Annotated in this window: 23 protein-coding genes, 4 tRNA genes and 2 pseudogenes; 22 read left to right on the forward strand and 7 right to left on the reverse strand. The window is 59.4% G+C overall.

Going from position 1 to position 25796, the window contains the following annotated elements; genetic code table 11:
• Position 1: 1 nt before the first annotated feature.
• Positions 2-2122, reverse strand: a complete 2121-nt coding sequence (locus BLL38_RS25605; protein WP_076964825.1) for a TonB-dependent receptor plug domain-containing protein — start codon at positions 2120-2122, stop codon at positions 2-4.
• Between the two features lie 196 nt (positions 2123-2318).
• Between BLL38_RS25605 and BLL38_RS25610 the strand changes: the two genes are divergently transcribed.
• The 10 genes from BLL38_RS25610 to pyrF all read left to right on the forward strand — a co-directional run bounded on the left by BLL38_RS25610 (position 2319) and on the right by pyrF (position 11215).
• On the forward strand, positions 2319-3344 hold the full coding sequence (locus tag BLL38_RS25610) for an NAD(P)H-dependent glycerol-3-phosphate dehydrogenase (protein WP_076964826.1): 1026 nt from the start codon (positions 2319-2321) through the stop codon (positions 3342-3344).
• A gap of 10 nt (positions 3345-3354) precedes the next feature.
• Positions 3355-3702, forward strand: coding sequence for a DUF4389 domain-containing protein (locus BLL38_RS25615; protein WP_076964827.1), 348 nt, complete (start codon positions 3355-3357; stop codon positions 3700-3702).
• Positions 3699-4148 carry a phosphohistidine phosphatase SixA gene (gene sixA / locus BLL38_RS25620; RefSeq protein WP_076964828.1) on the forward strand — a complete coding sequence of 150 codons (450 nt, stop codon included), beginning with the start codon at positions 3699-3701 and terminating at the stop codon, positions 4146-4148. The genes BLL38_RS25615 and sixA overlap by 4 nt, the downstream gene beginning before the upstream one ends.
• A gap of 223 nt (positions 4149-4371) precedes the next feature.
• On the forward strand, positions 4372-6039 hold the full coding sequence (locus BLL38_RS25625) for an AMP-binding protein (protein ID WP_076964829.1): 1668 nt from the start codon (positions 4372-4374) through the stop codon (positions 6037-6039).
• A 30-nt stretch (positions 6040-6069) separates the two neighbouring features.
• Complete coding sequence (locus tag BLL38_RS25630; protein ID WP_076964830.1) at positions 6070-6513, forward strand: hotdog fold thioesterase; 444 nt, start codon at positions 6070-6072, stop codon at positions 6511-6513.
• 97 nt (positions 6514-6610) lie between these two features.
• Positions 6611-7414, forward strand: a complete 804-nt coding sequence (locus BLL38_RS25635; protein WP_076964831.1) for an alpha/beta fold hydrolase — start codon at positions 6611-6613, stop codon at positions 7412-7414.
• A complete protein-coding gene (locus BLL38_RS25640; protein WP_076964832.1) occupies positions 7411-8265 on the forward strand; it encodes an alpha/beta hydrolase in 855 nt (284 codons plus the stop codon). Before BLL38_RS25635 ends, BLL38_RS25640 begins: the two co-directional genes overlap by 4 nt.
• Positions 8266-8367: 102 nt before the next feature.
• Entirely contained in the window at positions 8368-9186 is an 819-nt protein-coding gene (locus BLL38_RS25645) for a DUF4892 domain-containing protein (protein ID WP_076964833.1), read from the forward strand.
• Between the two features lie 72 nt (positions 9187-9258).
• Positions 9259-10320 carry an AI-2E family transporter gene (locus BLL38_RS25650; RefSeq protein ID WP_070995387.1) on the forward strand — a complete coding sequence of 354 codons (1062 nt, stop codon included), beginning with the start codon at positions 9259-9261 and terminating at the stop codon, positions 10318-10320.
• 196 nt (positions 10321-10516) lie between these two features.
• Positions 10517-11215 (forward strand): orotidine-5'-phosphate decarboxylase, encoded by a 699-nt coding sequence (pyrF, locus tag BLL38_RS25655; protein WP_076964834.1) that lies wholly within the window; start codon positions 10517-10519, stop codon positions 11213-11215.
• 120 nt (positions 11216-11335) lie between these two features.
• On the opposite strand, the gene BLL38_RS25660 is transcribed toward pyrF, so the two are convergent.
• Positions 11336-12343 carry an NADP-dependent oxidoreductase gene (locus tag BLL38_RS25660; RefSeq protein WP_076964835.1) on the reverse strand — a complete coding sequence of 336 codons (1008 nt, stop codon included), beginning with the start codon at positions 12341-12343 and terminating at the stop codon, positions 11336-11338.
• 226 nt (positions 12344-12569) lie between these two features.
• Here BLL38_RS25660 and BLL38_RS25665 point away from each other — a divergent pair, with 226 nt between their 5' ends.
• From BLL38_RS25665 to BLL38_RS32050, 4 genes and pseudogenes are all read left to right on the forward strand, one after another.
• Complete coding sequence (locus BLL38_RS25665) at positions 12570-13331, forward strand: SDR family oxidoreductase (RefSeq protein ID WP_076964836.1); 762 nt, start codon at positions 12570-12572, stop codon at positions 13329-13331.
• A 205-nt stretch (positions 13332-13536) separates the two neighbouring features.
• Positions 13537-14961 (forward strand): aminotransferase-like domain-containing protein, encoded by a 1425-nt coding sequence (locus BLL38_RS25670; RefSeq protein WP_076964837.1) that lies wholly within the window; start codon positions 13537-13539, stop codon positions 14959-14961.
• 969 nt (positions 14962-15930) lie between these two features.
• Positions 15931-16155: pseudogene (locus tag BLL38_RS32045) on the forward strand (HAMP domain-containing protein); the annotation flags it as partial.
• Positions 16156-16173: 18 nt separating this feature from the next.
• Positions 16174-17016 carry a methyl-accepting chemotaxis protein gene (locus BLL38_RS32050; protein WP_415640249.1) on the forward strand — a complete coding sequence of 281 codons (843 nt, stop codon included), beginning with the start codon at positions 16174-16176 and terminating at the stop codon, positions 17014-17016.
• On the opposite strand, the gene BLL38_RS25680 is transcribed toward BLL38_RS32050, so the two are convergent.
• Entirely contained in the window at positions 17017-17829 is an 813-nt protein-coding gene (locus BLL38_RS25680; protein ID WP_076964839.1) for an alpha/beta fold hydrolase, read from the reverse strand. It lies immediately after the preceding gene.
• Positions 17830-17953: 124 nt separating this feature from the next.
• A complete protein-coding gene (locus BLL38_RS25685; protein WP_076964840.1) occupies positions 17954-18724 on the reverse strand; it encodes a hypothetical protein in 771 nt (256 codons plus the stop codon).
• Between the two features lie 358 nt (positions 18725-19082).
• On the opposite strand from BLL38_RS25685, the gene BLL38_RS25690 reads away from it, so the two are divergent.
• The 5 genes from BLL38_RS25690 to BLL38_RS25710 all read left to right on the forward strand — a co-directional run bounded on the left by BLL38_RS25690 (position 19083) and on the right by BLL38_RS25710 (position 20343).
• Positions 19083-19158, forward strand: a tRNA-Glu gene (locus BLL38_RS25690).
• 2 nt (positions 19159-19160) lie between these two features.
• Positions 19161-19236: transfer RNA gene (locus tag BLL38_RS25695), tRNA-Gly, on the forward strand.
• A gap of 105 nt (positions 19237-19341) precedes the next feature.
• Positions 19342-19417 (forward strand) — tRNA-Glu (locus tag BLL38_RS25700).
• A 3-nt stretch (positions 19418-19420) separates the two neighbouring features.
• Positions 19421-19496 (forward strand) — tRNA-Gly (locus BLL38_RS25705).
• 232 nt (positions 19497-19728) lie between these two features.
• Entirely contained in the window at positions 19729-20343 is a 615-nt protein-coding gene (locus tag BLL38_RS25710; RefSeq protein ID WP_090412759.1) for a nitroreductase family protein, read from the forward strand.
• Here BLL38_RS25710 and BLL38_RS25715 read toward each other — a convergent pair.
• The 3 genes from BLL38_RS25715 to BLL38_RS25725 all read right to left on the reverse strand — a co-directional run bounded on the left by BLL38_RS25715 (position 20340) and on the right by BLL38_RS25725 (position 22957).
• Positions 20340-21284 carry a LysR family transcriptional regulator gene (locus BLL38_RS25715; RefSeq protein ID WP_076964842.1) on the reverse strand — a complete coding sequence of 315 codons (945 nt, stop codon included), beginning with the start codon at positions 21282-21284 and terminating at the stop codon, positions 20340-20342. The genes BLL38_RS25710 and BLL38_RS25715 overlap by 4 nt on opposite strands.
• Before the next feature lie 124 nt (positions 21285-21408).
• A complete protein-coding gene (locus BLL38_RS25720; RefSeq protein ID WP_076964843.1) occupies positions 21409-22275 on the reverse strand; it encodes a LysR family transcriptional regulator in 867 nt (288 codons plus the stop codon).
• Between the two features lie 151 nt (positions 22276-22426).
• Positions 22427-22957 (reverse strand): YybH family protein, encoded by a 531-nt coding sequence (locus BLL38_RS25725; protein ID WP_207303163.1) that lies wholly within the window; start codon positions 22955-22957, stop codon positions 22427-22429.
• Between the two features lie 387 nt (positions 22958-23344).
• Between BLL38_RS25725 and BLL38_RS25730 the strand changes: the two genes are divergently transcribed.
• The 3 genes and pseudogenes from BLL38_RS25730 to BLL38_RS25740 all read left to right on the forward strand — a co-directional run.
• Positions 23345-24337, forward strand: a complete 993-nt coding sequence (locus BLL38_RS25730; RefSeq protein WP_076964848.1) for an amidohydrolase family protein — start codon at positions 23345-23347, stop codon at positions 24335-24337.
• Positions 24338-24396: 59 nt separating this feature from the next.
• The gene (locus BLL38_RS25735; protein ID WP_076964844.1) at positions 24397-24918 is read left to right on the forward strand and encodes an SgcJ/EcaC family oxidoreductase; all 522 of its coding nucleotides are present in this window, start codon (positions 24397-24399) and stop codon (positions 24916-24918) included.
• Positions 24919-24939: 21 nt separating this feature from the next.
• A pseudogene (locus tag BLL38_RS25740) lies at positions 24940-25668 on the forward strand (GMC family oxidoreductase); the annotation flags it as partial.
• Positions 25669-25796: the final 128 nt, after the last annotated feature.

Below are 25796 nucleotides of genomic sequence, written 5' to 3' on the forward strand. Positions count from 1 at the left end.
GTCAGAACTCTAGCTCCGCACTGAAGTAGAGCACATGGCGCTGGTCGTAGTAGTTGTCGGCGTGGGTGGTGGGCTGCTGGTCGAGGCGTTGTTGCAGCATGCCGGCCAGCTCCAGGTTGGCCTTGCCCAGGGCGAGGCGTTTGGCGACCCGCATATCGACCCGTTCAAAGCGATATTGGTTGAGTGCATCGTTGCCATAATAGAACAGCGCGCTGGACCAGCCATGCCCCCATTCGCGCATCCAGCCGGCCGAACCGCTGTTGCGCGCGGTTTGTTGCTGGTCCTGCGGGTTGCTGGCGTGGGCGTCCACGTAAGCATAGGTCAGGCGCAGGCGGTCGGCGGCACTCAGGTGCCAGTCCAGCTGGGTTTCGGCGCCGGTGAACCGCGAGCGGTTACTGTTGCTGGCGATGTACTGGTTATTGCGCAAGGGCTCGCTGATCATGCCGGTGATTTCGTCATAGAACAGCTTGACGTCGAGGTTCAGCCCGATATCCGCAAAAAAGCCGTTGTAGCCCAGCTCGCGGGAGCGCATCAGCTCCTTGTCGAGGTCGCCCGGGCCACGGGTCTTGACGAAATACTGGCCGGTGTTCTGCCCGTATACGGGGGAACTGAGGTTAGTGACCTTATAGCTCCAATTGACGTTGTTCTCGAACATGTCCGGCGAGCGGATGGCTTCGGAGTACACCGCCCGCAGCCCGTGGCGCGGGTTGATCAGGTAGTTGACCGCGACCCTGGGCGTCAGCGAGTTGCCGCTCAGGTGCGTGTTTTCGTACATCGCCCCGCCCTGCAACAGCCAGTGCTCGCTGGCGCGCCATTCCAGATGGCCGAACAGGCGCCAGGTGATGTCGTCCAACTGGCCATCGAAGTAGGTGTCGGAGTCGGCGCGGTCGTAGCGGTAATTCATGCCGCTGACCAGGCGCAGGCTGTCGGACAGGCTCAGAGTGTCCTGCACTTCCAGGTCGTAGCGGCTTTCCTTGGTGCTTTGGTCGATGTTGCCGCAGACACTCTCCTTGCCGCCGTTATTCCATTGTTTCAGGACTTCTTCGGCCAGCGCCTGCTCGGCGGCGGAGCCTTGCGGAGGTCTGCCGCTTGCATAGTCCTGCATGTGCCGCGCCAGCTTTTCGGCGTAGTTGGGGTTCATTTGCCACAGTTGTGTCAGCTGCGGGCTGAACGAGACCTTGGCGTCACAGGCTTTCCAGACCTGGCGGCGGTCCCATTGCTGCGCCGAACCCTGGATATACAGGCTGTGCTCGGGGTTGAAGTCGAAGTTCCAGCGCAGGGACGCGGCGTAGTCCTTGGCCGTGACATCAGAATCCGTACCACCGTCGGTAATCCCGGCAAATACGGGTTTGTAGGTGTATGGCCGCTGGTTGGTCCCTTCCTTGGCATTGATCTGCCAGTCGATACTTTGCTGCGGGTTCAGCGTCTGGCTGGCCGCCAGGCTGAAGCGGCTGAGCCGGCGGCTGTCGCGGTAGTCGGCGCCGACCCGGTTGCTGTCGAAACCGTCATCCTGTTGCCCGGACAGCGACAGCCGCAGGTTGCCGGTGTCCCAGCCCAGGCCCTGGCTGGCATACCAATCGTTGATCCCGCGCTCGCCCCGGGTCATTTTCATCCGGGTGCCCTGGCTGTTGGCCGGCGAGCGGGTAAGGATATTGACCACCGCCATCAGCGCGTTGGCGCCGTAGCTGACGGTATTGGGCCCGCGGAACACCTCGATCCGCTCGATATCCTCCATGGCCACCGGAATATCGCTCCAATCCACCGTGGCCAGGCCGGCGCGGTACACCGAGCGGCCATCGATCAGCACCTGCATGCGCCGCGCTTCGCTGGCATTGGTGCCGTGATAGTTGACGGCGGCCTGGTTGCCCGAGGTGTAGCCCACCATCATGCCCGGCACCAGGCGCAGCAGCTCGGCGATATCCCGCGCGCCGCTGGCCTTGATCAATTCGCTGTCGATCACCGTCATGCTGCCCGGCACGGCGGCGGCCGACTGCTTGAGCCGGGTCGCCGTCAGGACCTGGGGCAGCGGCTGGTTGTCGAGGAACAGATCGTCGGCCAGCAACGGCGTACTGACCAACAGCGCCAGGAACAGAGATGAACGAGGAGGAGGGCCCAAATACACGGCACGGCCTTGATAATTGCGGATAGCCGCCCATGTTAACTGAGGCGGGCGCTTTTGCCAGTCGGTGCTATCGCAATTACTGTGGTCTATTCAGGCATTTTCCGACAATTGCGGGAAATCACAGAAGGGCCTGGCCGCCGTCTGGCCGGCCCGTATAATGCCGCCATCGCCACTGCTATGGATTAACGGATTGCATATGACTCAACAGCGCCCTATTGCGGTCCTGGGAGGCGGAAGTTTTGGTACCGCCGTGGCTAATCTGCTGGCTGAAAACGGTCATCAGGTGCGCCAGTGGATGCGCGATCCCGAACAGGCCGAGGCCATCCGGGTCAACCGGGAAAACCCGCGTTACCTCAAGGGCATCAAGATTCATGCGGCGGTCACGCCGGTCACGGACCTGCTGGCCACTCTGGATGAGTGCGACCTGTGCTTTGTCGCGCTGCCCTCCAGCGCCTTGCGCTCGGTGCTGGCGCCCCATGCCGAGCGGCTGGCGGGCAAGATGCTGGTCAGCCTGACCAAAGGCATCGAGGCCCAGACCTTCAAGCTGATGAGCGAAATCCTCGAAGAAATCGCGCCCCAGGCCCGTATCGGTGTGCTCTCCGGGCCGAACCTGGCGCGGGAAGTGGCCGAACACGCCCTGACCGCGACCGTGGTCGCCAGTGAAGACGAGGCCCTGTGCGAACAGGTGCAGGCGGTGCTGCATGGCCGTACCTTCCGTGTCTATGCCAGTGCCGACCGTTTTGGCGTGGAGCTGGGCGGCGCGTTGAAAAACGTCTACGCCATCATCGCCGGCATGGCCGTGGCCCTGGGCATGGGGGAAAACACCAAAAGCATGCTGATCACCCGCGCCCTGGCGGAAATGACCCGCTTTGCGGTCAACCAGGGGGCCAACCCCATGACCTTCCTCGGCCTGGCCGGGGTGGGCGACCTGATCGTCACCTGTTCGTCGCCGAAAAGCCGCAACTACCAGGTGGGGTTTGCCCTGGGCCAGGGCCTGAGCCTGGAAGACGCCGTCACCCGCCTGGGGGAAGTGGCCGAAGGGGTCAATACCCTCAAAGTGCTGAAGGCCAAGGCCCAGGAAACTGGGGTCTATATGCCGCTGGTTGCCGGGCTGCACGCTATCCTGTTTGAAGGGCGCACCTTGAATCAGGTCATCGAGTTGCTGATGCGTGCCGAGCCCAAGACCGATGTCGACTTTATTTCCACCAGTGGTTTCAACTGAGGAACGCGCGATGAACGATCCGAAAACAGCCCCCCAATATGAATCCATTGCCCTGCGCATCCTGTGGATGCTGGTGTTTGCCCTGGTCTGGCAAGTGGCGCAGTTCATCCTCGGGGCGCTGGTGGTGGTGCAATTGATCTACCGCCTGATCTATGGCGCGCCGAACCTGAGCCTGATGAACGTTGGCGACAGCCTCAGCCAGTTCCTCGCGCAGATTGGCCGTTTTGGCAGCTTCCACAGCGAGCAGAAGCCCTGGCCCTTCGCCGATTGGCCAGCCCCGCGCGCCCCGGAAGGCGAGGCCGCCCACAGCGTGCCGCCCGCCCCGCACCCGGTGCGCGATGAAGAGCCCAAGTTATGAAACTGTGGGTGTTGCGCCACGGTGAAGCCGAGTCCCATGCTGCCTGCGATGCCGAGCGCAACCTGACCGAGCGCGGTCGCCAGGAGGTGCTGCACAGTGCTGCCCACCTGATCGGCGCGGATATCAAGGCCATCATCGCCAGCCCCTACGCGCGGGCGCAGCAGACCGCGCAACTGGTGCGTGAGGCGTTGGGTTTTGCCCCAGACATTCGCACGGTTGCGTGGCTGACACCGGATGGCAATCCGTTGCAAGTACTGGAGAAACTCGACACCGATGACAATGTGCTGCTGGTTAGCCATCAACCTTTGGTGGGCAACCTGATCAGCTTTTTGCAGCACGGTCACCAGCGCCAGCCCCAACCGATGCACACCGCCAGCCTGGCGGAGCTGGAAGGGGACTTTCCGTTGGCGGGGTTGATGAGCCTCAATAACGTCAAAAACCCCTGATTTTTCAGGCACAACACAATCAACTGTGGGAGCGGGCTTGCCCGCGATAGCGGTGTAACAGTCGACATTTCTATTGACTGACCCACCGCAATCGCGGGCAAGCCCGCTCCCACACTTATTTGTGTTGTGCCTGCAAGTAACTTGCAGCGCCCTTTGTGCATGGAATAGTCTACCAAGCAAGTGCTTGGTTGGTTCCCAATAAAAACACTCAGGAGCGCGCCCCATGTCTGACGCTTTTCGTTTGCCGCTGCAGGTTTTCTTTGAACGTGAGGCGCGCCATCCGCGCCAGCGCTTCCTGGTCCAACCCATAGGGGGCGGCGAGGTGCAGACCCTCACCTGGGGCGAGGTCGGCCACCAGGTCCGCTGCGCCGCCCATTGGCTGCGCGCACGGGAACTGCCCCCGGGCTCGCACATTGCCCTGATCTCGAAAAACTGCGCGCACTGGATCATCGCCGACCTGGCGATCTGGATGGCCGGGCATGTCTCGGTCCCGCTGTATCCCAACCTCACCGCCGACTCCGTGGCCCATGTGCTGGAGCACTCCGAGGCGGCGTTGGTGTTTATCGGCAAGCTCGACGACTGGCCGGCCATGGCGCCGGGGGTCAAGGCCGGGCTTGCGACCATCAGCCTGCCGCTGTGCCCCGAAGGCCCATTCGACTTCACCTGGGCCGACCTGCAAGCCTGCTCGCCGATCCAGGACACCCCTGCACCTGCGCCGACAGACCTGGCGACGATCATCTATACCTCAGGCACCACCGGCCTGCCCAAAGGCGTGATGCACAGCTTCGGCGCCATGGCGTTTGCGGCCACACGGGCCACCGAGCTGTTTGGCCTGGGGGAGGGCGATCGCCTGCTGTCCTACCTGCCGCTGTGCCATGTGGCCGAGCGCATGTTTGTCGAAATGGCCGCGATCTATACCGGGCAAACGGTATTTTTTGCCGAAAGCCTCGACACCTTCCTCACCGACCTGCAACGTGCCCGGCCCACGGCCTTGTTCGGCGTGCCGCGGATCTGGACCAAGTTCCAGATGGGGGTGTACGGCAAAATCCCGGAAAAACGCCTGGACTTGTTGCTGCGCCTGCCGTTTATCGGCAAGCGCGTCGGGCGCAAGGTCCTCGCCGGGCTTGGGCTGGATGCGGTGCGCGTGGCCCTGTCTGGCGCCGCGCCGGTGCCCGAGGCGTTGCTGCACTGGTACCTGCGCCTGGGCCTGGATGTGTTGGAGGTGTATGGCATGACCGAAAGTTGTGGCTATTCCCATATCTGTCGCCCCGGCCAGCAGAAGATCGGCTGGATCGGCCTGGCGTGCCCGGACGTGGAGGTGCGCATCGATCCGGCCGGCGAAGTCCAGGTGCGCAGCGGCGCGACCATGCTCGGCTACTTCAAGGACCCGCAGAAGACCGCCGAGACCCTCACCGAGGATGGCTTCCTGCGGACCGGCGACAAGGGTGAGCAGGACACCGAAGGCCGCTTGCGCCTGACTGGGCGGCTCAAGGAGATCTTCAAGACCAGCAAGGGCAAGTACGTCGCCCCGGCCCCCATCGAAAACCGCCTGGCGGTGCACGGGCGCATCGAACAGGTGTGCGTGGTCGGCGATGGCCTAAGCGCGCCGATGGGCTTGTGCGTGCTGTCTGCGGTGGGCCTGCAGGAGGCCGCCAGCGAGGCCCGGCAAGCCTTGCACGGCAGCCTGGAACGCCTGCTGGAAGAGGTCAACCAGGTGCTGGATAAACATGAACGCTTGCGTCAACTGGTGGTGGTGAAAGACAGTTGGGCTGTGGAAAACGGCTTCCTGACACCGACCCTGAAGATCAAGCGCAACGTGATCGAGTCAACCTATGGCCCACAGTTCCAGGCCTGGAGCGCGCGCGCCGAGGCCGTGCTGTGGCAGGATTGAGCCTTCAATAAAATCAACAAGGACACTGCAATGAGCCTGTGGCGCACCGTTCCCAATATCGAGCAACTCAATGCCATCCAGAAAAGCACCATTGGTGAAGTACTGGACATCCGTTTCGAGCGCTTCGACGAGCAATCCCTGACCGCCAGCATGGTGATCGACCACCGCACCCATCAACCCTATGGGCTGTTGCACGGCGGGGCCTCGGTGGTGTTGGCCGAAACGGTCGGCTCCATGGCCAGCTACCTGTGCATCGACGCCAGCAAGTTCTACTGCGTGGGCCTGGAAATCAACGCCAACCACCTGCGCGGCCTGCGTTCGGGGCGGGTGACGGCGGTGGCCCGGGCGATCCATATCGGGCGCACCACCCATGTCTGGGACATTCGCCTGAGCAGTGACGAAGGCAAGGCCAGTTGTGTGTCGCGCCTGACCATGGCCGTGGTGCCGCTGGGCGAGAACCCGCCGGCGCGATAGGCGTGGCGTGAGTGTCATCATTCCTGGCAGTTACAGTCATTGCTGTGGCGGCCGGGGGTGAGGACAATCGATTTCTGTTTTTGAAGATGGGCAGGTTATGTCGCAACATGTGTTTTTCACCCATGCCAATGGCTTCCCTTCGGCGACCTACGGCAAATTGTTCGAGGCCCTGGCGCCGGAGTATGCAGTGGCGCACCTGTCGCAGCACGGCCACGATCCGCGGTTTCCGGTGGATGACAATTGGCAGAACCTGGTGGACGAACTGATCCACCACCTGGAGCAGCAGCCGCAGCCGGTGTGGGGCGTCGGCCACTCACTGGGCGGGGTGTTGCATTTGCACGCAGCCCTGCGCTGCCCGCAGTTGTATCGCGGGGTGGTGATGCTCGACTCGCCGGTGCTGACCCTGGCCGACCGCTGGGTGATCCGCGCAGCCAAGCGCTTTGGCCTGATCGATCGCCTGACCCCCGCCGGTCGCACCCTGGGCCGCCGTGAAGAGTTCAGCGACCTGGACGCGGCGCGCCAGTATTTTTCCGGCAAGACGTTGTTCCGCGGGTTTGACCCGGACTGCCTGGAAGCCTACCTGCAACACGGTTTGCACCAGGTTGGCGACCGCCTGCGCCTGCGGTTCGACCCAGCCACGGAAATCAGCATCTACCGGGGCGTGCCGCACACCAGCCCGGGGCAGACCCGCCAGCTCAAAGTGCCATTGGCCGTGGTGCGCGGCCGCCAGAGCCGGGTGGTAATGCGCCATCACGCCAGCGGCGTCGCGCGCCTGCCCATGGGCGAGATGCTGACCATGCCCGGCGGCCACATGTTCCCCCTGGAGCGCCCGCAGGACACGGCGACCCTGCTCAAGAACCTGTTCACCCGCTGGGAAGCCCGCGAGCGCAGTTGCGCATGAGCACGCCTGTCGAAGAAGTGCGCCTGAGCCTGCCGCACATTGAGCTGGCGGCCCATCTGTTCGGCCCGGAAGACGGCCTGCCGGTGATCGCCCTGCATGGCTGGCTGGACAACGCCAACAGCTTCGCGCGCCTGGCACCCAAGCTGCACGGCTTGCGCATTGTCGCCCTGGACCTGGCCGGCCACGGTCACTCGGCTCATCGCCCGCCCGGGGCAGGGTACGCCTTGTGGGATTACGTGTTTGATGTGCTGCAGGTGGCCGAACAACTGGGCTGGAAACGTTTTGCATTACTTGGCCACTCCCTCGGCGCGATTGTCTCCACCGTGTTGGCCGGGGCCTTGCCGGAGCGTGTGACCCACCTTGGATTGATCGACGGCGTGATCCCGCCAATCGCCACCGGCGAGAACACCGCCGAGCGCCTGGGCATGGCCTTGCAGGCGCAAATCAACCTGCAAGACAAACGCAAGCCGGTGTACGGCAGCCTCGACCGGGCGGTGGAGGCGCGGATGAAAGGCGTGGTCGCCGTCAGCCGTGAAGCCGCGGAACTCCTGGCCCAGCGCGGCTTGATGCCGGTGCCGGGGGGGTACACCTGGCGCAGCGACAGTCGCCTGACCCTGGCATCCCCGATGCGCCTGACGGAAGAACAGGCCATGGCCTTCGTGCGTCGGGTGGCGTGTCCTACGCAGTTGGTCGTTGCGCAAGAGGGCATGTTGGCCAAGCATCCCGAGTTGCTTGCGCAGCTTCCTTTCACTGTAACCACCCTTGCAGGTGGCCATCATTTGCACCTGAACGACGAGTCGGGGGCTGCTCTTGTTGCAGACTGTTTCAATCGGTTCTTCACCGCGCCTTGACTTGACGGGGTCAACTGTCGAGGCTGGGCGGATTGAAAGGGAGTCAACCATGAACAATCCGAATACCGCGAAGGCATCCACCGGCCAAGGCGCACCGATCCGATGAGTAGTGCCAAGGGAGTTATCCGTGTACTTGGGCTGTGCTGTATCAGCCCGTTGGTCTTCGCTGCCGATGTACCAGGGAGCCAGGATTTGCCCAGCGTGGCCCGTCAAGTGGATGCGCAGATTGTCGACTACCGGCCCGCCGAAGAAAAAGAACGCATCTACCCCATGGGCGCGATCCGCAAGATCAGCGGCCAGTTGCGTTACGAAGGCCAGGCCACGGCGCGTGGCCAAGTGACAGCCATTACCTATGAGTTGCCCGCCGAACACAGTTCCAGCGCGGCCTTCAAATCCACGCGTGAGGCATTGCAAGAGCAGGGTGCGCAGTTGCTGTTCTGGTGCCAGGCCCGCGATTGTGGCGAAAGCAGCCTGTGGGCCAATGAAGTGCTGGGCAATGCCAAGCTGGTCGGCGCCGATGGCCAGCAGGAATTCCTGTTGCTGCGCCTCGCAGCCCCTCAGGACAATTCCCTGGTGGCGCTGTACGGCATCACTCGCGGCAATCGTCGGGCTTACCTGCATGTCGAGCAAATGGACGCCAGTGCGCCACTGGGGCAATTGCTGCCGACCTCGGCCACGCTGCTGCGCGAATTGAAAAGCACCGGCGACCTGGACTTCCCCTTGTTGGGCACTGAGCCCGACACAACGTGGTTGACCCTGATTTCCCGTGGATTGAACCTCGATACCACCTTGCGGGTCAGTTTGAGCGGGCCCAACGCCGAAGCCTGGCGCCAGGGCCTGATCGACAAGGGCGTACGCGCGGCGCGATTGGAAACCGGCACTGGCGAAGCCAAGGGCCTGCATCTACAAGTGATCCGCTGATCGTTCCAGGGCGAACGGACCCGTGCCGTTCGCCTAAGCTCTTGCTCTACAAACTTCTTTTCGAGAAACCACATGCTCAACAATGATCGCCTGCTGGTGCAGATCCTGCTCCTGGTGCTGTTTGGTGCCAGTTTCTGGGTGATGGCGCCGTTCTGGTCGGCGCTGTTCTGGGGCGCAGTGCTGGCATTTGCCAGTTGGCCGCTGATGCGCCTGTTGACCCGTGCCCTGGGCGGCCGCGAATCCCTGGCGGCCGGAATCCTGACCTTGGGCTGGATGTTATTGGTGGCGGTGCCGCTGGTGTGGTTGGGCTTCAACCTGGCCGACCATGTACGTGACGCCGTGGCGCTGATCAAGGATGTGCAGGTCGATGGCTTGCCCGAAGCACCGACGTGGCTGGGTTCGATCCCCTTTGTCGGAGAACGACTGGTGGGCATGTGGGACAGCATCGACCAGCAGGGCGCGGCCTTGATGGTCACGATCAAGCCGTACCTGGGACAGGTCGGCAACTGGTTGCTGGCCCGTAGCGCACAGATTGGCGGCGGCATCCTGGAACTGACCCTGAGCCTGGTGTTTGTATTCTTTTTCTACCGCGACGGGCCGCGCCTGGCGATGTTCGTTCACCGCCTGCTGGAGCGCTTGATCGGTGAACGTGCCGGTTACTACATCGACCTGGTGGCCGGTACGGTGCAGCGGGTGGTCAACGGTGTGATCGGCACTGCCGCCGCCCAGGCGCTGCTGGCGCTGATTGGCTTCCTGATTGCCGGGGTACCCGGAGCGCTGGTGCTGGGGATTGTCACCTTCCTGCTGAGCCTGATCCCCATGGGACCGCCACTGGTCTGGATCCCGGCCACTGCCTGGCTGGTGTGGAAGGGCGATTACACCTACGCGGTATTCCTTGGCGTCTGGGGCACGTTCATCATCAGCGGCGTGGACAACGTACTCAAACCGTACCTGATCAGCCGCGGCGGCAACCTGCCGTTGGTGATCGTGTTGCTGGGGGTGTTTGGTGGGTTGATCGCGTTTGGTTTTATCGGCTTGTTTATCGGACCGACATTGTTGGCGGTGGCGTACAGCCTGTTGACGGATTGGAGTGCGAGCCAGGCGCAGGTGCGCCGGGAAGACAAGGTGGGCTGATCCCTTTGTCAGAGCTGGCTTGCCGGCTCTGACGGCCTTGAGGCTCGCGGTGAACGAATGTATCGGCTTTGAAATATTAGCCGGTTCTCCCCGTTAAATGAGTGCTTGCCGAGGATTTACCGATCATCGGATCCCGCAAAGCCGCTGCTTGCGCTACAATCCGCGCCGATTTCGACTTGCCTGAGAGCCCATTCCAATGTCCGTCTGCCAGACTCCTATCATCGTCGCCCTGGATTACCCCACCCGTGACGCCGCACTGAAGCTGGCTGACCAGTTGGATCCCAAGCTCTGCCGGGTCAAGGTCGGCAAGGAGCTGTTCACCAGTTGCGCCGCAGAAATCGTCGGCACCCTGCGTGACAAGGGCTTCGAAGTATTTCTCGACCTGAAATTCCACGATATCCCCAACACCACTGCGATGGCGGTCAAGGCTGCTGCCGAAATGGGCGTGTGGATGGTCAACGTCCATTGTTCCGGTGGCCTGCGCATGATGGCCGCGTGCCGTGAAGTGCTGGAGCAACGCAGCGGTCCCAAGCCGTTGTTGATCGGTGTGACCGTGCTGACCAGCATGGAGCGTGAAGACCTGGCCGGCATTGGCCTGGATATCGAGCCTCAGGAACAGGTGTTGCGCCTGGCGGCCCTGGCGCAGAAGGCCGGCCTCGATGGTTTGGTCTGCTCGGCGCTGGAAGCCCAGGCGTTGAAGACCGCCCATCCGGCGCTGCAATTGGTGACTCCGGGGATTCGTCCAGCGGGCAGCGCCCAGGACGACCAGCGTCGTATCCTGACCCCGCGCCAGGCGTTGGATGCTGGTTCCGATTATCTGGTGATCGGTCGCCCGATCAGCCAGGCGGCTGAACCGGCCAAGGCGTTGGCGGCGGTGGTCGCCGAAATCGCTTGATGCCCTTGGGCTAAAAATGTAGGAGCTGGCGTGCCTGCGATAGCATCACCTCGGGGCTACTGAAAAAACCGAGGCGTCTGCATCGCAGGCAAGCCAGCTCCCACATTGGTTTGTGGTGTGTCAGTTGACCTTCAGCACCAACTTGCCAAAGTTCTCGCCGTTGAACAGCTTCATCAGCGTCTCCGGGAATGTCTCCAGTCCTTCGACAATATCTTCCTTGCTCTTGAGCTTGCCCTGGGCCATCCAGCCGGCCATTTCCTGCCCGGCCGCGGCAAAGTTCGCCGCATGATCCATCACCACAAAGCCTTCCATGCGCGCCCGATTGACCAGCAGTGACAAGTAGTTGGCCGGGCCCTTCACGGCTTCCTTGTTGTTGTACTGGCTGATGGCTCCACAGATCACCACCCGCGCTTTCAACGCGAGGCGGCTGAGCACGGCGTCGAGGATATCGCCGCCGACGTTATCGAAATACACATCCACGCCTTTCGGGCATTCGCGCTTGAGGGCCGCCGGCACGTCTTCGCTCTTGTAGTCGATGGCCGCGTCGAACCCCAGTTCATCCACCAGAAACTTGCACTTGTCGGCGCCACCGGCAATTCCCACCACACGGCAGCCCTTGATCTTGGCGATCTGCCCGGCAATGCTACCCACCGCACCGGCGGCGCCGGAGATCACCACGGTATCGCCAGCCTTGGGCGCGCCGGTGTCGAGCAGGGCGAAGTAGGCGGTCATGCCGGTCATGCCCAGTGCCGACAGATAACGCGGCAGTGGTGCCAATTTCGGATCGACCTTGTAGAAACCACGCGGCTCGCCGAGGAAGTAATCCTGCACGCCCAGGGCACCATTGACGTAATCGCCGATCGCGAACTTCGGGTTGTTCGAGGCGATGACCTGGCCTACGCCCAGTGCACGCATGACTTCGCCGATGGCTACCGGCGGGATGTAGGACTTGCCTTCATTCATCCAGCCACGCATGGCCGGGTCGAGGGACAGGTATTCGTTGTGCACCAGCACCTGGCCGTCTGCCAGGTTGCCCACCGGCACTTCCTGATAGGTGAAGGTGTCCCGCGTGGCCGCGCCGACCGGGCGTTTGGCAAGCAGGAATTGGCGGTTGGTCTGGGCAGTCATGGCAAGGACTCTGGGTAAATGGACCTCAAGTGATAGACCTTCCAGGCCATGGGAGCAAGCTCGGCCGATCACTGCGAATGCCCGCCGATAGGCTGGGTTGATAGTGAGCCCGGCAGGCTTATCACTGCCACGCATGGGCGTCCAACCGGCCCTCTGATAGTGCTGACGCGCAGCGCTGGCTCCTGGCTATGCTGGGTCCAAAGGCATTCATCCAAGGATAATAAGCATGAGCATGACGTTTTCCGGCCAGGTTGCCCTGGTCACCGGCGCCGCCAACGGCATTGGCCGCGCCACGGCGCTGGCATTTGCCCAGGAAGGCTTGAAAGTGGTGGTCGCCGACCTGGATGTGGCGGGTGGCGAAGGTACGGTCGCGTTGATCCGTGAGGCAGGCGGCGAAGCGGTGTTCGTGCGCTGCAACGTCACCCTGGAGGCGGATGTACAACAACTGATGCAGCAGGTGTTGCACAGCTATGGTCGCCTGGACTATGCGTTCAACAACGCCGGCATCGAGATTGAACAGGGCAAGCTGGCTGACGGCACCCTGGACGAGTTCGACGCCATCATGGGCGTCAACGTCAAGGGCGTGTGGTTGTGCATGAAGTATCAGTTGCCGTTGCTGCTGGCCCAGGGCGGTGGGGCGATCGTCAACACTGCATCGGTGGCCGGGTTGGGGGCTGCGCCGAAGATGAGCATTTATGCAGCGTCCAAGCATGCGGTAATCGGCCTGACCAAGTCGGCGGCCATCGAATATGCGAAAAAGAAAATCCGCGTCAACGCGGTGTGCCCGGCGGTGATTGATACGGACATGTTCCGCCGTGCCTATGAAGCCGATCCGCGCAAGGCCGAATTTGCCGCCGCCATGCATCCGGTCGGGCGTATTGGGACTGTCGGTGAGATTGCCAGCGCGGTGCTCTATCTGTGCAGCGATGGCGCTGCGTTCACCACCGGTCATGCGTTGGCCGTAGATGGTGGTGCGACGGCTATTTAGGACCTGCTGCCCTGCGCCACTGAGAAAGTGATTTCGAGTGCTGTGGGGCGTTTCCGTAGGTGGCAAGATGCCCTGGCTCATTATGTTTCAATAGGTAAATATCTCAATAAAATCAATGATTTAATAAAAATATGAACGGGGTGATCCTGACCTTCTGTGCTTAACTGTTTTGAGTTAAATGCCAAACAGTAGAAGGGGGTGGCTCATGGATTTAGGGATCAATCGACAAGCCCTTGTGCCGGTGGTTCAGCAAATTGTCAGCGCCATTGCCGCGTGGATTCGGGAGAGCGGGGTCAGCCCTGGAACGCGCCTGCCTTCCATCCGGCAACTGGCCCATGCCAACCTGCTCAGTCAATCCAGTGTGATCGAGGCCCTTGAACGCATGGTGGCCGAAGGGGTGTTGGCTTCAAGAGCCGGCTCGGGGTTTGTGATCGCGGCACAGCCGGTTGCCAGTAGCTCACTGGCTGAGTGCCAGTGGTATGAGGGCGCGGAGCGCAGGTGGGGGGCCTTTACCGATAACCAGTTGGGCGAATTGAAGCTGGGGTGCGGTTGGCTGCCGGACTCCTGGCGTGAAGCGGATGACATCAGCTACGCGATTCGCGAAATCAGCCGCACCGATACCGCAGGGGTTTTCAACTACAGCACGCCCCTGGGGTTGCCGGTGTTGCGTGAACAGTTGCACAAACGCCTGGCCCAGATTCAGGTCGCCAGCAGCGCCGAACGGATCCTCACCACCCACGGTGCCAGCCATGCCCAGGACTTGTTGATACGCACCTTGCTCAAGGCCGGCGACACGGTGGTGGTTGAAACGCCTGGCTACGGCAACCTGTATCGTCAGTTGGCTTTCCATGGTGTCAGGTTGCTGGAGGTCCCCAGGACCCGCAGCGGCCCGGATATTCAAACCCTGGAAACGCTTTTGGTCAGCCACCACCCCAAGTGCCTGTTCATCAACAGCCTCTACCACAACCCGACGGGCACCAGCCTTTCACGCGGGGTGGCCGAACGCCTGTTGCACTTGGCCAGCGCCCACGACTTCCTGATTGTCGAGGAAGATGTCTATGGCGACCTGCAACATGCTTCCTGTATCCGGCTGGCGGCGCTGGCCCATGATGATCGGGTCATCTATGTTTCAAGCTTTTCCAAGACCCTGAGCAGCGCCCTGCGGGTCGGCTATCTGACCGCCAGCACGGCGCTTATCAGCCAGGTGCTCAAGCTCAAGACCTTGACGGGCATGGGCACCTCACGCTTCGCCGAAGCCATGGTGGCCAGCCTCTTGGCCAACGGCACCTACCGCAAATGGGTGCAACGCCTGCGCCGACGGTTGAGCGCGGAGATGACGAAAACCTTGCAGGTGCTGGAGGACGAAGAGTGGGAAGTCTTTGCAGTGCCAGCGGGCGGCATGTTTATTTGGGCGCGCCCAGGGCCAGGGGGGGGCTCAAGGTTGCACGCACGGGCCCGACAGCTTGGGGTCTTGCTGTCTTCCGGGGAGCTGTTCAGCCCGACTGGCGAGCATGCTGACTGGCTACGGATCAATGTGGCCTACGCCTGCGATCATCGGGCCTTGGCGTTGTTCAAGGCCATGGGGCCTGCTGGATCGACCTCCACCATTCTGAAAACGACGGGTATGTAGCTTTTTGCCATTATTGTGCTGGCAATGACTTGTGCTCCGGGGGGTGTCGTTGCGAATCTCGTTGCATGCAAACCCGGCCTGCCGGGATTCGCCACGCCAAGAGGGTTAAGCGTAATGATTTCGGCCGTGCAACGACGATTTGCCAACCTTGGGCTGGCCCGGAAACTGGCGCTGGGGTTTGCCCTGGTCTTGCTGTTGACTGCCTTGGTGGCGGCGGTTGGCGTGTGGTCCCTGCAAAGCGTTGGCCAGCGTTTTGTGGGGCTCAAGGGTATGTCCTCGCTCAATCAGGGGCTGCTGAACGTGCGCTTGATCGAGCAGGAGTATGCGTTGCGCACCGATGCCAAGTCGGTCGAGATCCTGCATGAACGGGTCGACAGCCTGGTGGCCGAAGCCCTGGCACTCGACATGACCGAGGTCGAGCAGGCGTTGGGTGCCTATCGCAAGGCGTTTGACGAGTTTGTCGAGCTGACCCAGGCCAAGGACCTGGCACTGGAAATGGCCAGTTGGTCGGTGTCCAGCGTCGCCAATAACCTTGATGTCTTGCAGGCCGGCCTGGCCGACGACGGGGCCTATGGTCTCAAGGAAAGCCAGGGCAGGGAGGGCGGCGAGTTTATCGAGCAGGCCGGGCAGGTGGGGCAGGTCTCGCGCCTGATGTTGCAAGCCATGAATGAAGCGCGGGTGCGCCTAGATCAAAGCCGCAAGGGTGATGAGGACAGTGCCGGGCAAGGCCGCATCGAGCAGGCTGACCAGGCCCTGGCCCAGGCCGAGCAACTGAAGACCCTGGTCAAGGACCCTGGCTATCAGACCGTGCTCAATGAGGTGGTTGGGCATATCGGCGCCTTCAGCGAAAAACTCACCGAATACACCGGCCTGCTGGCCCAGGAGAAAATCGTCTACCAGCAGTTGCATGAGCGGGCGGCGCAGGTGGTGTCACAGGTCAACCAGGCCTATGCGGCGCAGGACCAGTCGATGCAGGCGCAGTTGGCCAAGAGCAGCCTGCTGATCATTGTTTCATCGGCCCTGGCCTTGTTGGTGGGGGTGATTGCGGCGTGGGTGATTACCCGCTTGATCGTCATGCCGCTGCGCAGCGTGATTGCCGTGGCCCGGCAGATTGCCGCAGGGGATCTCAGCGGGCGCATGGAGGTGAGCCGACAGGACGAGATGGGCCAATTGATGCAGGCGATGCAGCAGATGGGCGGTGGGCTGAGCAGCATGGTCAGCGGGTTGCAGGCTGGGATTGAGCAGTTGGCCAGCTCGGCCCAGTCGTTGTCCAGCGTGACCGAGCAGACGAATATCGAAGTCAGCAGCCAGAAAGAAGAGACCGAGCAAGTCGCCACCGCCATGAACCAGATGGCCGCCACGGTGCACGATGTGGCTCGCAATGCCGAGCAGGCCGCGCAAGCGGCACAGACCGCCGACGATAAAGTCGACAGCGGCCAGCAGGTGGTACGCCAGAGCTTGCAGCGCATCGAGTTGCTGGCCAGTTCGGCGACATCCGCCAGCACCAGCATCGAGAGCCTGAGTGCCGAGATCCAGAACATCGGCAGCGTGTTGGAGGTGATCAAAAGCGTCGCCGAGCAGACCAACCTGTTGGCGCTCAACGCGGCCATCGAGGCGGCACGCGCTGGCGAGCAGGGGCGAGGTTTCGCGGTGGTCGCCGATGAAGTGCGCGCATTGGCCAGGCGCACCCAGCAATCGACGGAGGAAATCGAACGTCTGGTCAGCACCTTGCGCAGTGCTGCGCAGTCTTCAGTGCGGGATATCCAGCACAGCGGCGAGTTGGTGAAGCTGGCCGTCAGCGATGTCCTGGAAACCGAAAGCGCCTTGGGCAGTATTGCGGTGGCGGTCTCGCAGATTCAGCAGATGAACCAACAGATCGCGGCGGCGGCCGAGCAGCAGAGTTCGGTGGCCGAAGAGATCAACCGTAGCGTCACCAGCATTCGCACGAGTGCCGATCAATCGGCGCTGAGCATGCAGGGCAACGCTGCATCGAGTGTCGAACTGGCGCAGTTGGGCGCGCAGCTCAAGGGGATGGTGGGGCACTTTCGCCTGTGATCAGGTGTGAGTGGCCAGGAAGGTCAGCAGCGCCCCGTTGACGAACTCGGGGTTTTCCCTGCTGGAGATATGCCCGGCGTCCGGGATCAACACCCATGGGCAGCCGATCAGTCCGGCCATTTCCTTGGTTTCTGCAGGTGGGCGCGGCTGGTCCTCGTTGCCGCACATCACCAGCGTGGTGTCGGCAGGCAGGCGGCACAACTCTTCCAGCGCATCCTCGCGACCGAAGATCAGGCGGCCCAGGGGAACAATGCTGTCGAGTAGGCGCTCCCTGGGGAATTCGCGCAGGGACTGACGGAAGTCCTGATACAGCGCGCAGGTGGGGTCGATGCCGGGGCGAAAGAAGATCGGCACGATGATATCCAGCAGCGGCTCGGGGATAGCGCCTGCGGCCTCGATTGCATTGAGCAGGGCGAAGTATTTTTCGCGGGTCGCGTCGGGCTCTGCGCCCAGGTAAGTGTCCATCAGCACCAGGCTGTTGATCCGCTCGGGTGCCAGTAGCGCCAGCGGGGCGCCCCACATGCCGCCTACCGATAAACCGACCAGGTTGGCCTTGGCGATGTCCAGGTGGTCCAGCAGTGACAGCATCTGGCGCGCCAGATCGTTCATGGAGCGGGTCTGGGATGGCAGTGGCCCGGATTTACCGTGGCCCCACAACTCGGGAACAATCACCCGGTAGTGTTGTGACAGGGCTTCGATCTGCGGCGCCCACATCTGGTGGTCCCACAGGTAGCTCTGCCCAAGCAGGACCACCGGGCCGCAGCCTTGGTCCACGTAGTGCAAGGGTTGATCATCAATGACGACGACTGGCATGAAGGCCTCTTTCGTTAAAGGAATGAAGTGCACTTTTGTACGCGGGTTTTAGCTGAGAAGGGTAGAGGCAGGATGATAGCTTCGGGTGCAAAACATGCACCCGATGTTTCAAGGGAAGAGGGGATCAATCGTAGATGACTTTCTTTTTCCATTCGGCATCCGCGTCATCGGCTTTCAAGCCTTCGGTCAGCTCATTGACCTCTTCTGCGGTTTGCTGGCTGTTGGTCAGCACCATGGAATTGGCGCGTGCCAATTGTTTCTCCAGGAGTTGCAAGTGCTGGCTGTAGGTCGCCGGTTCAGGCTGCTTGCGCAGGTACTGCACGCCGCGTTCGAACGCCAGGCGTGCCTGGCCGGGTTGTGCCTGTTGCAGGGCGTGCTGGCCCAGATTGTTGAAAAACTCGATATGCAGCAGCACCAGCAGGTGGCGGATTTCACGGATCCAGTGCTTGGCCTCATTAGTCGGCAAAAAGCCGTCCTGGGCGGCACGGGTGACTTGACCGTGCAGCGCTTCCAATAAGAAGCGCACATCCTTGGCCTTGGCTTCGGTCTGGATCGGCCCCGGCGGGTTGTTCACCGGAATCGATTCGCCCTGGCCAACCAGTGCTTCCAGTTCGGCAATACGCGCCTTGATGGTTGCGCTGGATTTGTTGAGGTGGAGCATGCGTTGGTTGACGTTCAGTTCCAGGCGGGTCAGCAGCAGTTTGAGCTGCGGTGTCATCAATTGACCGGGGAACGTCTCGGTGATCTCGCCGCAGCGCCGCAGCCGGTCGTTGAGTTCAATCTGGGCCCGGGCCTTTTCCAGTTTGTTGTTTTCCACCACATGGTTCATGTAGCCAATGGCGATCAGTATTACGATCCCGGCTATTACCAGCAGGGTGATCATGAGTGGTGTCACCGGTGTGACCTCTTTATGGGATGTGCGTTGAAGTGTAGTGATTGGCGCATGCGGCGGATAGGACTCTTCGACGAGATGAGTCAGTGCTTTCCTCTATATAGATAGGCTTTGTCTGAGTAGATGCACATTGCCATCATTTGCCGGCGGGGACTATAACGTCTTGTCGGGCGCCAGAATATAGGCGTCAAAGCCTGGACAGCGAGAAACCCTGACGGTGCTTGTAAAGCAGGGCGAAGTCATTGATTTAAATAAATTTATCCTTGGGGGTTGACGACCTTTCAATCCATCCATAGAATGCGCGCCACTTACAGCGTAAAGCACACAGCGAAACGCGGTAGGGAGTGAATGTTGTACGTGTGTCCCCTTCGTCTAGTGGCCTAGGACACCGCCCTTTCACGGCGGTAACAGGGGTTCGAGTCCCCTAGGGGACGCCATTGCGGGAATAGCTCAGTTGGTAGAGCACGACCTTGCCAAGGTCGGGGTCGCGAGTTCGAGTCTCGTTTCCCGCTCCATTTTTAAACAGTGTGGCTTTCGGGCGGCACTGAGTGAAACCAGGACCAAGTCTTCGGACAAGGCCTCTGGGCACTGGAATACACACCATGTGTTTCAGTTAGCGTGTCCCCTTCGTCTAGTGGCCTAGGACACCGCCCTTTCACGGCGGTAACAGGGGTTCGAGTCCCCTAGGGGACGCCATTTGCGGGAATAGCTCAGTTGGTAGAGCACGACCTTGCCAAGGTCGGGGTCGCGAGTTCGAGTCTCGTTTCCCGCTCCATATTCAACAAAAACGCCGATCAGTGATGATCGGCGTTTTTGTTTGTCTGCGATTTAAGCTGGCCAATGGTTCGATAAGCCCGAATGAGCCTCTGACTCATGGGAGGCCGCATCTCACTGGTGAGTATTCTCATGGAGTCGCTCGGGGGTGGATTATGACTGGCCGTAAGTGCGATCACTTTAACGTGGCGGCTTGCGGGTCTATCGCGTCATAACAGCCAATGGGAAGTGTCATGAAAAATGTTAGCGAATTGATCGAAAGCCGAATCTCAGCGAATGCGTTCGATACGAGCCGTCGGCTCTCGGATGAGCAAATCGAAGAGTTGGTTCGTCTCGCCACGCTGGCCCCTTCATCATTCAATGCGCAAAACTGGAAAGTGATTGCAGTGCGCACGGCCGAGGCCAAGCAACGCTTGAAAAAAGTTGCTTATGAGCAGCCCAAAATCGCCGATGCGGCCGTTACCTTTATCATCTGCGGAACGCTGGCCCCACACAAAGGCTTGCCGGATGCTCTGCTGCCATCGGTTGAACAAGGCATTATCGAGCGTTCGGTTTTCGACACTTGGGTTGCCATGGCCAATGGGATGTACGAAGGCAATGAGGTGTTCCAGCGTGATGAAGCCATTCGCTCGGCATCACTGTGTGCAATGACCTTGATGCTGGCAGCACAAGGGCAAGGGCTGGCTTCAGGCCCGATGATCGGCTTTGACCCGGCCGGAGTTGCCCGTGAGTTCCAACTGGCCTCGTCCGAGGTGCCTGTGATGCTGATTGCTGTCGGCTATGCACTGGCTGAAAACTGGCCACAAAAACCGCGCAAGACCCTCAAGCAAGTACTGACTCTGGTCTAACAGCCAACACGCTCACGGGTTGTAGATTCAGCCTGTGGGTGTGTGACGGGTGACGGTTTAGCCAAAGAAGGGCACCAGTGCTGCAAATACTCCTGGCAGAAGTCCAGGTAGACGCGCACCAGTCGCGAAGGGTGACGGTGAGACTGATAGAGCAAATGCACAGGGTTTTCTGGCATTGGGTAGTTGTCCAGCACTGACCGCAGGCTGCCTTCTTTAATGGCCTGTACCGCCAGAAAGGGGGGGAGTTCGGTAATACAGTCGCCATTGAGTGCGCAGTTGCGCAGGTGCAGGTAGTTGTTTGTCGTAACGATGGCTGCAGGTTCGAGAGTCTGGTTACCCAGGGTCCACTGGCTGCGCATGCTGGAGTCTTTTGACCAGGTTGCACAAGGAAACCTGAGCAGGTCATCAGGTATATGAGGTTCGCCCAGGCGCTCAAGCAGGGCTGGACTGGCAACGAGTTGATGTCGATAGCTGATCATATAGCGTGCAATCAACGTATCTTGTTCAATGGCGCCAACGCGAAGCGCTACATCAATACCTTCGGCAATAAGGTCCATGCGTTGCTCCGTAAAGTAAACCGCAAGCTCTATTTGCGGATAACGCCGTTGGAAGTCGCGCAGCAATTGCCCCCAGGGTTCAAATGCGACGGGAAGTGCCACTCTCAGGCGGCCCCTGAGTGCGTCCTGATCACTTATCAGTGCTGATTTACCTTGCGCAAAGGCTTCTATGCCACGGCTTGCATACTCATAGAGTTTCTCTCCAGCCTGAGTCAACCTTGTGCCCCGCATAGAGCGCTGCAGGAGTTGCACGTTCAATTCATGTTCCAACTCACGAATGCGTCGACTCAAGGTTTGCAGTGGAATGTCCAGATGGATGGCGGCAGCTGACAGGCTTCCCATCTGGGCGACAGCCACGAACATTTGTATCGCGTTGAGATCCATCGTCACCTCTCTTGTCGTTATCTGAGGTCTTGACCATGGCAGATGTTGATCGTTGCATCGCTCTGGTTGAAAAACATCAATACCTTTTGGCTTGCCATTTAGTCCTGCCCGTAGGGGCGGGCAGTTACATAAGGCGCTTTACATGCTGCAGGGCGAAGTTCAGGTAGGTTCGCACGAGGTTGGATGGGTGCCGGTGCGATGGGTAAAGCAGATTGATCTCCATTTCCGGGAAGGGGTGTTTTTCCAGGAGCACGACTAATTGCTTGTTCCTTATCGCCTCCATGGCCATGAACGGCGGTAACTCGGTTACCAGGTCCCCGGCCAGCGCTCGGGTGCGTAAATGAGCATAATCGTTGGTTGCTATTATGGGATCTGGCTTGAATGCCTCTTTGCCGAGTTGCCAGGTAGTTGTAGCGTCCTGGCTCCAGGCACCGCAGGGATAGTTGTGTAAGTCCGCGACTTTATCGGGCATGCCTGAACGCGCCAGCAGAGCGGGAGATGCGACGAGGATGTGGCGATAGGCCAACATCCGGCGAGCCACCATGGAGTCATGGGTAATAGGACCGATGCGCATGACCACATCAATGCCATCCTCGATCATGTCAATCCGCCTGTCGCTGGTATAGACCTGCAACTGGATGTTTGGATAGCACTGCTGAAACGCCGACAACACCTCCCACCAGGGCTCCAGCGACGGAGGAAGCGAAAGCCGTAAACGCCCCCTGAGTTGTGCCTGGTCGCTGATCAGGGCCCGTTCGCCATCGACCAGCATTTCCAGCCCTCGGCTGGCGTGTTCGTATAGCCGTGTGCCCGCGTCGGTGAGGCGCGTGCCATGGACCGAGCGCTCCAGCAACTGCACTTGCAATACACGTTCTAGTTCCCGGATTCGCCGACTGAGTGTTGCGAGCGGCATTTCCAGGCGCTCGGCCGCGGCCGTGAAGCTGCCACATTTGGCAGTGGCGACAAACATTCGAATGGCATTAAGGTCCATGGTGCTACTTCTATTTTGTGAATGCAGTCTTGACCGTGAAGACGTTGTTTGTTGTGACGCAGTTAAAGGCTGTGCCAAGAGGGAAGGGTTGAAGGAGCGGGGTGTGAAGGTGGATTCGCACCCCGTTAGTACACTTTTAAGCTGTTCGAAATTAACCTTCGCCCTGTATGGGATCAGTGTTAAACGTATACAAGACGATCTTCCAACCTTGGCTGGTTTTGTTGAGCACGAAAACTTCGCGGTTCAGGTCAATGACAGGCTTGCCATTCTCCATAACGGTCGCACCTTTATGATGATGTGTACGGATGACCGCCGCATCGCCATACAGGTTGATTGCGTCATAGGCGAAGACGGTTTTGAATTTGGCTATTTTAAATAACGCATCATAGCCTTCGGTCTTTTGCTGGGCAGTCGTATAGGTAGGCTTGTTATTCCATTCTGCAACGCTGTCGGGGGCAAACAAACTTACTATTTTCTTGGTATTGCCTTCGTTCAGGGCTTGCTCATATTGGCGGACCACATTGTAGGCTTCTTGTTGCACGCTCTTTATTTGCGGATCACTGGAGTACGGCAGTGCATCATTGCCTTCTGCCGCGGTTGCGCTGGCGACGGTGAAGAAGGTAAAGGCGCTGGTCATGGCCAATGTAAGAAACTGGGTGCGAATCAGATTTGTTGTTTTCATGCATTCCCTCTACAGGTATTTCGTGTGGCATTGATTACGAAGTTGTAATGTAGGCATCGGTCAATGCACTACTGGCCGCCAGTGGCAAACAGTGATTGTCATGTCGCTGGTGTCAGTATCCTGCCTTACTTTTATCCCAGGATGAACTGTCAGGGATGATAGGGAGCCATCTATAAATGAGAGGATGTTATTTTGCAGCGAGAAAGTGCTTGCGCTTCAATGCTGTTTCTCTTGGAAGGTCCTGTGCTGTTTTGTTTAAAGTGTTCGGGTTTTATTGCCTTTCATATATGGGAGTCGGCATCTCATTTCGGGGGGTTAACACTCAGTGTCGATTGCTGGATATTGAATTTAGATAGCGCCGGGCAAGTCATTGACTGAGGTGAGATGATGAAAGGTAAAATTGTTCTTGAAGAACACGTAAGTTCTGAGTTGAACAACAGTGTGTGGGACTCTTCGGGCGAGGCTGCCAGGAATGGTCAGGCTTATATGGATGACGTTGAATGGCGCTTGCTCGACAGTGACCGTCGAGTTGAGGAAATGGATGAGAACGCTATTGATATCTCAATCGTCTCCCTAACGTCGCCTGGCGCTCAGGGCCTACTCGATACTAAAAAATCTATCGATTTTGCCAGGCAAACCAATGACTACATTCGCGAACGCTTTGTGGACAAGCATCCCTCGCGTTTAAAAGCATTTGCCACTGTAGCGCTTCAGTCACCGGCTGCTGCGGCTGACGAGTTGGAGCGTGCGGTCAAGGATTTGGGGTTTGTCGGTGCATTGATCAACGGTTACACCAATATAGGCAATGTCGACAGCGCCCAATACCTGGATGAGTCGCCTGTCTGGGAGTTTTGGGAGCGTGTAGCGGCGTTGAATGTTCCCGTCTACCTGCACCCTCGTGAACCGTTGCCCAGCCAGCGCCGTATCTATGAAGGCTATCCATCTCTTGTCGGTTCAGCCTGGGGGTTTGCCCATGAAACGGCCACCCACGCGATTCGTTTGATGCTCAGTGGGCTTTTCGACAAGTATCCCAACCTCACTGTCATTCTCGGGCATTTGGGTGAAGGTTTACCGTTGATGCTGCCACGGTTGCAGCATCGTCTGAGCATGCAGCGTGAGGGTGTGGGGCTTGGCAATGCCAAACAATCAGTCGGGCATTATTTATCGAACAACTTTTATTTAACCACGGCAGGGCACTTTCATACGAAAGGCTTGCTGGACTCCATCAGTGAAATTGGCGTAGACCGCATGCTATTCTCCGCTGATTACCCCTATGAAAGCATGAAGACCGCCAGCACATGGTTTGATAATGCGCTGATCAGTGATAACGACCGTATGAAAATCGGTCGTGAGAATGCGCTCAAATTATTTTCGTTGTAAATAATCACTGTGTTGTCGCGGGCTGGAAGTTATCTCGGCCCGCTGCTGGAGGTTTTTCGGTGTTGAGAATATTGGCTCTTAAGAATACGCGCCTCTGGATATTAGTGGTTGCGTTGTCTGGCGCTTCGATATCGATGGTCAGTGCTGACTCATCCAGAGCTGATAGCCGTACAGAAGTGAATGCTGCACAACAGGCGATCACACAGTTGATTGATCAGTTTGTTGCGAGTTGGAATCTGCATGATGCCAAAAAGCTCAGCGAGCTTTTTGCTGTAGACGGAGATTTTATCGGTATTACCGGAAGCAAATGGGATAGCCCGGCAAAGATTTACCAAGTTCACAGTGAATTATTCAAGGGGCGTTATGACAAGAGCGTCTATGCCATCAGCGGTGTTCCGCAAATCAATCTTGTCGGCCCGGATGTAGCGATTGTGCACTGGCGCTGGAGCATCAAAGATGTTCGAGACGACAGCGGCAAAGTAATGCCTCCCTATTCGGGGATATTTACCTGGGTCCTGGTGAGGAATAATTCGAATTGGAAAGTGCGCTCGGCACAAAACAATACCATTACCCAGTCTTAGTAATTGAACAGGAGAATTAATATGACCAATACTCTTGGCACTATAAACGTGGTTATCGTCGGTGGTGGCTCCGCCGGTGCGGTACTTGCCCGTCGCTTGAGTGAAAGCAACGGGCGCCAAGTAGTCCTGCTCGAAGCTGGGCATAGTTATACCTCCAGCAACTATCCCGAGATCATCGCCAAGAGCGATATTGTCGGTGCCAATGGCAACCCCGAGTTTGAATGGGGATACAAGACCCAGCCCGGCTACATCGACCATCCTATCGGTGCCGTGCGCGGCAAGGTGCTGGGAGGCAGTTCGGGTGTCAATGGTGCTGTAGCGATTCGTGCCCGGGAGGCTGATTTCCAGCGCTGGAATCTGCCTGGCTGGAGCTTCGAGCAAATGCTGCCCTGGTTCAAAAAACTGGAAACCCACAGCGGCGGCGAGAGTGCCTTGCATGGTCATGACGGGCCGCTTCCCGTGCATCAATTGAGCCGCGCGGATGTGACCCCCATGCAGCGTGCTTTTATCGACGCTACGGTGGCCAATGGTTTCAAGGTGATCGAGGACTTTGACGGGCCGCAGGCCGACGGAGTCGGGCCATATCCGATGAACGTGGTCAACGGCGTGCGCGTCAATACGGGCATGGCCTATCTGACAGACCCCGTCCGCTCGCGCCGCAACCTGCATATTCGTCCCGACACGTTGGTGGATAAGGTGTTGTTCGATGGCAAGCAGGCCACGGGGGTGCAACTGGCCAATGGCGAAAAGCGGCTCTTCGCATTTAAGGGTGTAGCTGATTTCTAAACCCTCCTGACTTCAGCAAGCACCTGGCTATGTAATTGGTTAAATTTCTAAAGCCCAAGGCGGTACCTCGTAAGTGCTCAAGTCGCCCGTTG

Source organism: Pseudomonas gessardii (assembly GCF_001983165.1).
Lineage (GTDB): Bacteria > Pseudomonadota > Gammaproteobacteria > Pseudomonadales > Pseudomonadaceae > Aquipseudomonas > Aquipseudomonas gessardii.

Bases quoted from the DNA above. Each gene is read 5' to 3' on its own strand.
- BLL38_RS25610 (WP_076964826.1), top strand. From the start codon at position 2,319: ATGACTCAACAGCGCCCTATTGCGGTCCTGGGAGGCGGAAGTTTTGGT.
- BLL38_RS25615 (WP_076964827.1), top strand. From the start codon at position 3,355: ATGAACGATCCGAAAACAGCCCCCCAATATGAATCCATTGCCCTGCGC.
- sixA (WP_076964828.1), top strand. From the start codon at position 3,699: ATGAAACTGTGGGTGTTGCGCCACGGTGAAGCCGAGTCCCATGCTGCC.
- BLL38_RS25625 (WP_076964829.1), top strand. From the start codon at position 4,372: ATGTCTGACGCTTTTCGTTTGCCGCTGCAGGTTTTCTTTGAACGTGAG.
- BLL38_RS25630 (WP_076964830.1), top strand. From the start codon at position 6,070: ATGAGCCTGTGGCGCACCGTTCCCAATATCGAGCAACTCAATGCCATC.
- BLL38_RS25635 (WP_076964831.1), top strand. From the start codon at position 6,611: ATGTCGCAACATGTGTTTTTCACCCATGCCAATGGCTTCCCTTCGGCG.
- BLL38_RS25640 (WP_076964832.1), top strand. From the start codon at position 7,411: ATGAGCACGCCTGTCGAAGAAGTGCGCCTGAGCCTGCCGCACATTGAG.
- BLL38_RS25645 (WP_076964833.1), top strand. From the start codon at position 8,368: ATGAGTAGTGCCAAGGGAGTTATCCGTGTACTTGGGCTGTGCTGTATC.
- BLL38_RS25650 (WP_070995387.1), top strand. From the start codon at position 9,259: ATGCTCAACAATGATCGCCTGCTGGTGCAGATCCTGCTCCTGGTGCTG.
- pyrF (WP_076964834.1), top strand. From the start codon at position 10,517: ATGTCCGTCTGCCAGACTCCTATCATCGTCGCCCTGGATTACCCCACC.
- BLL38_RS25660 (WP_076964835.1), bottom strand. From the start codon at position 12,343: ATGACTGCCCAGACCAACCGCCAATTCCTGCTTGCCAAACGCCCGGTC.
- BLL38_RS25665 (WP_076964836.1), top strand. From the start codon at position 12,570: ATGAGCATGACGTTTTCCGGCCAGGTTGCCCTGGTCACCGGCGCCGCC.
- BLL38_RS25670 (WP_076964837.1), top strand. From the start codon at position 13,537: ATGGATTTAGGGATCAATCGACAAGCCCTTGTGCCGGTGGTTCAGCAA.
- BLL38_RS32050 (WP_415640249.1), top strand. From the start codon at position 16,174: ATGGTCAGCGGGTTGCAGGCTGGGATTGAGCAGTTGGCCAGCTCGGCC.
- BLL38_RS25680 (WP_076964839.1), bottom strand. From the start codon at position 17,829: ATGCCAGTCGTCGTCATTGATGATCAACCCTTGCACTACGTGGACCAA.
- BLL38_RS25710 (WP_090412759.1), top strand. From the start codon at position 19,729: ATGAAAAATGTTAGCGAATTGATCGAAAGCCGAATCTCAGCGAATGCG.
- BLL38_RS25715 (WP_076964842.1), bottom strand. From the start codon at position 21,284: ATGGATCTCAACGCGATACAAATGTTCGTGGCTGTCGCCCAGATGGGA.
- BLL38_RS25720 (WP_076964843.1), bottom strand. From the start codon at position 22,275: ATGGACCTTAATGCCATTCGAATGTTTGTCGCCACTGCCAAATGTGGC.
- BLL38_RS25725 (WP_207303163.1), bottom strand. From the start codon at position 22,957: ATGAAAACAACAAATCTGATTCGCACCCAGTTTCTTACATTGGCCATG.
- BLL38_RS25730 (WP_076964848.1), top strand. From the start codon at position 23,345: ATGAAAGGTAAAATTGTTCTTGAAGAACACGTAAGTTCTGAGTTGAAC.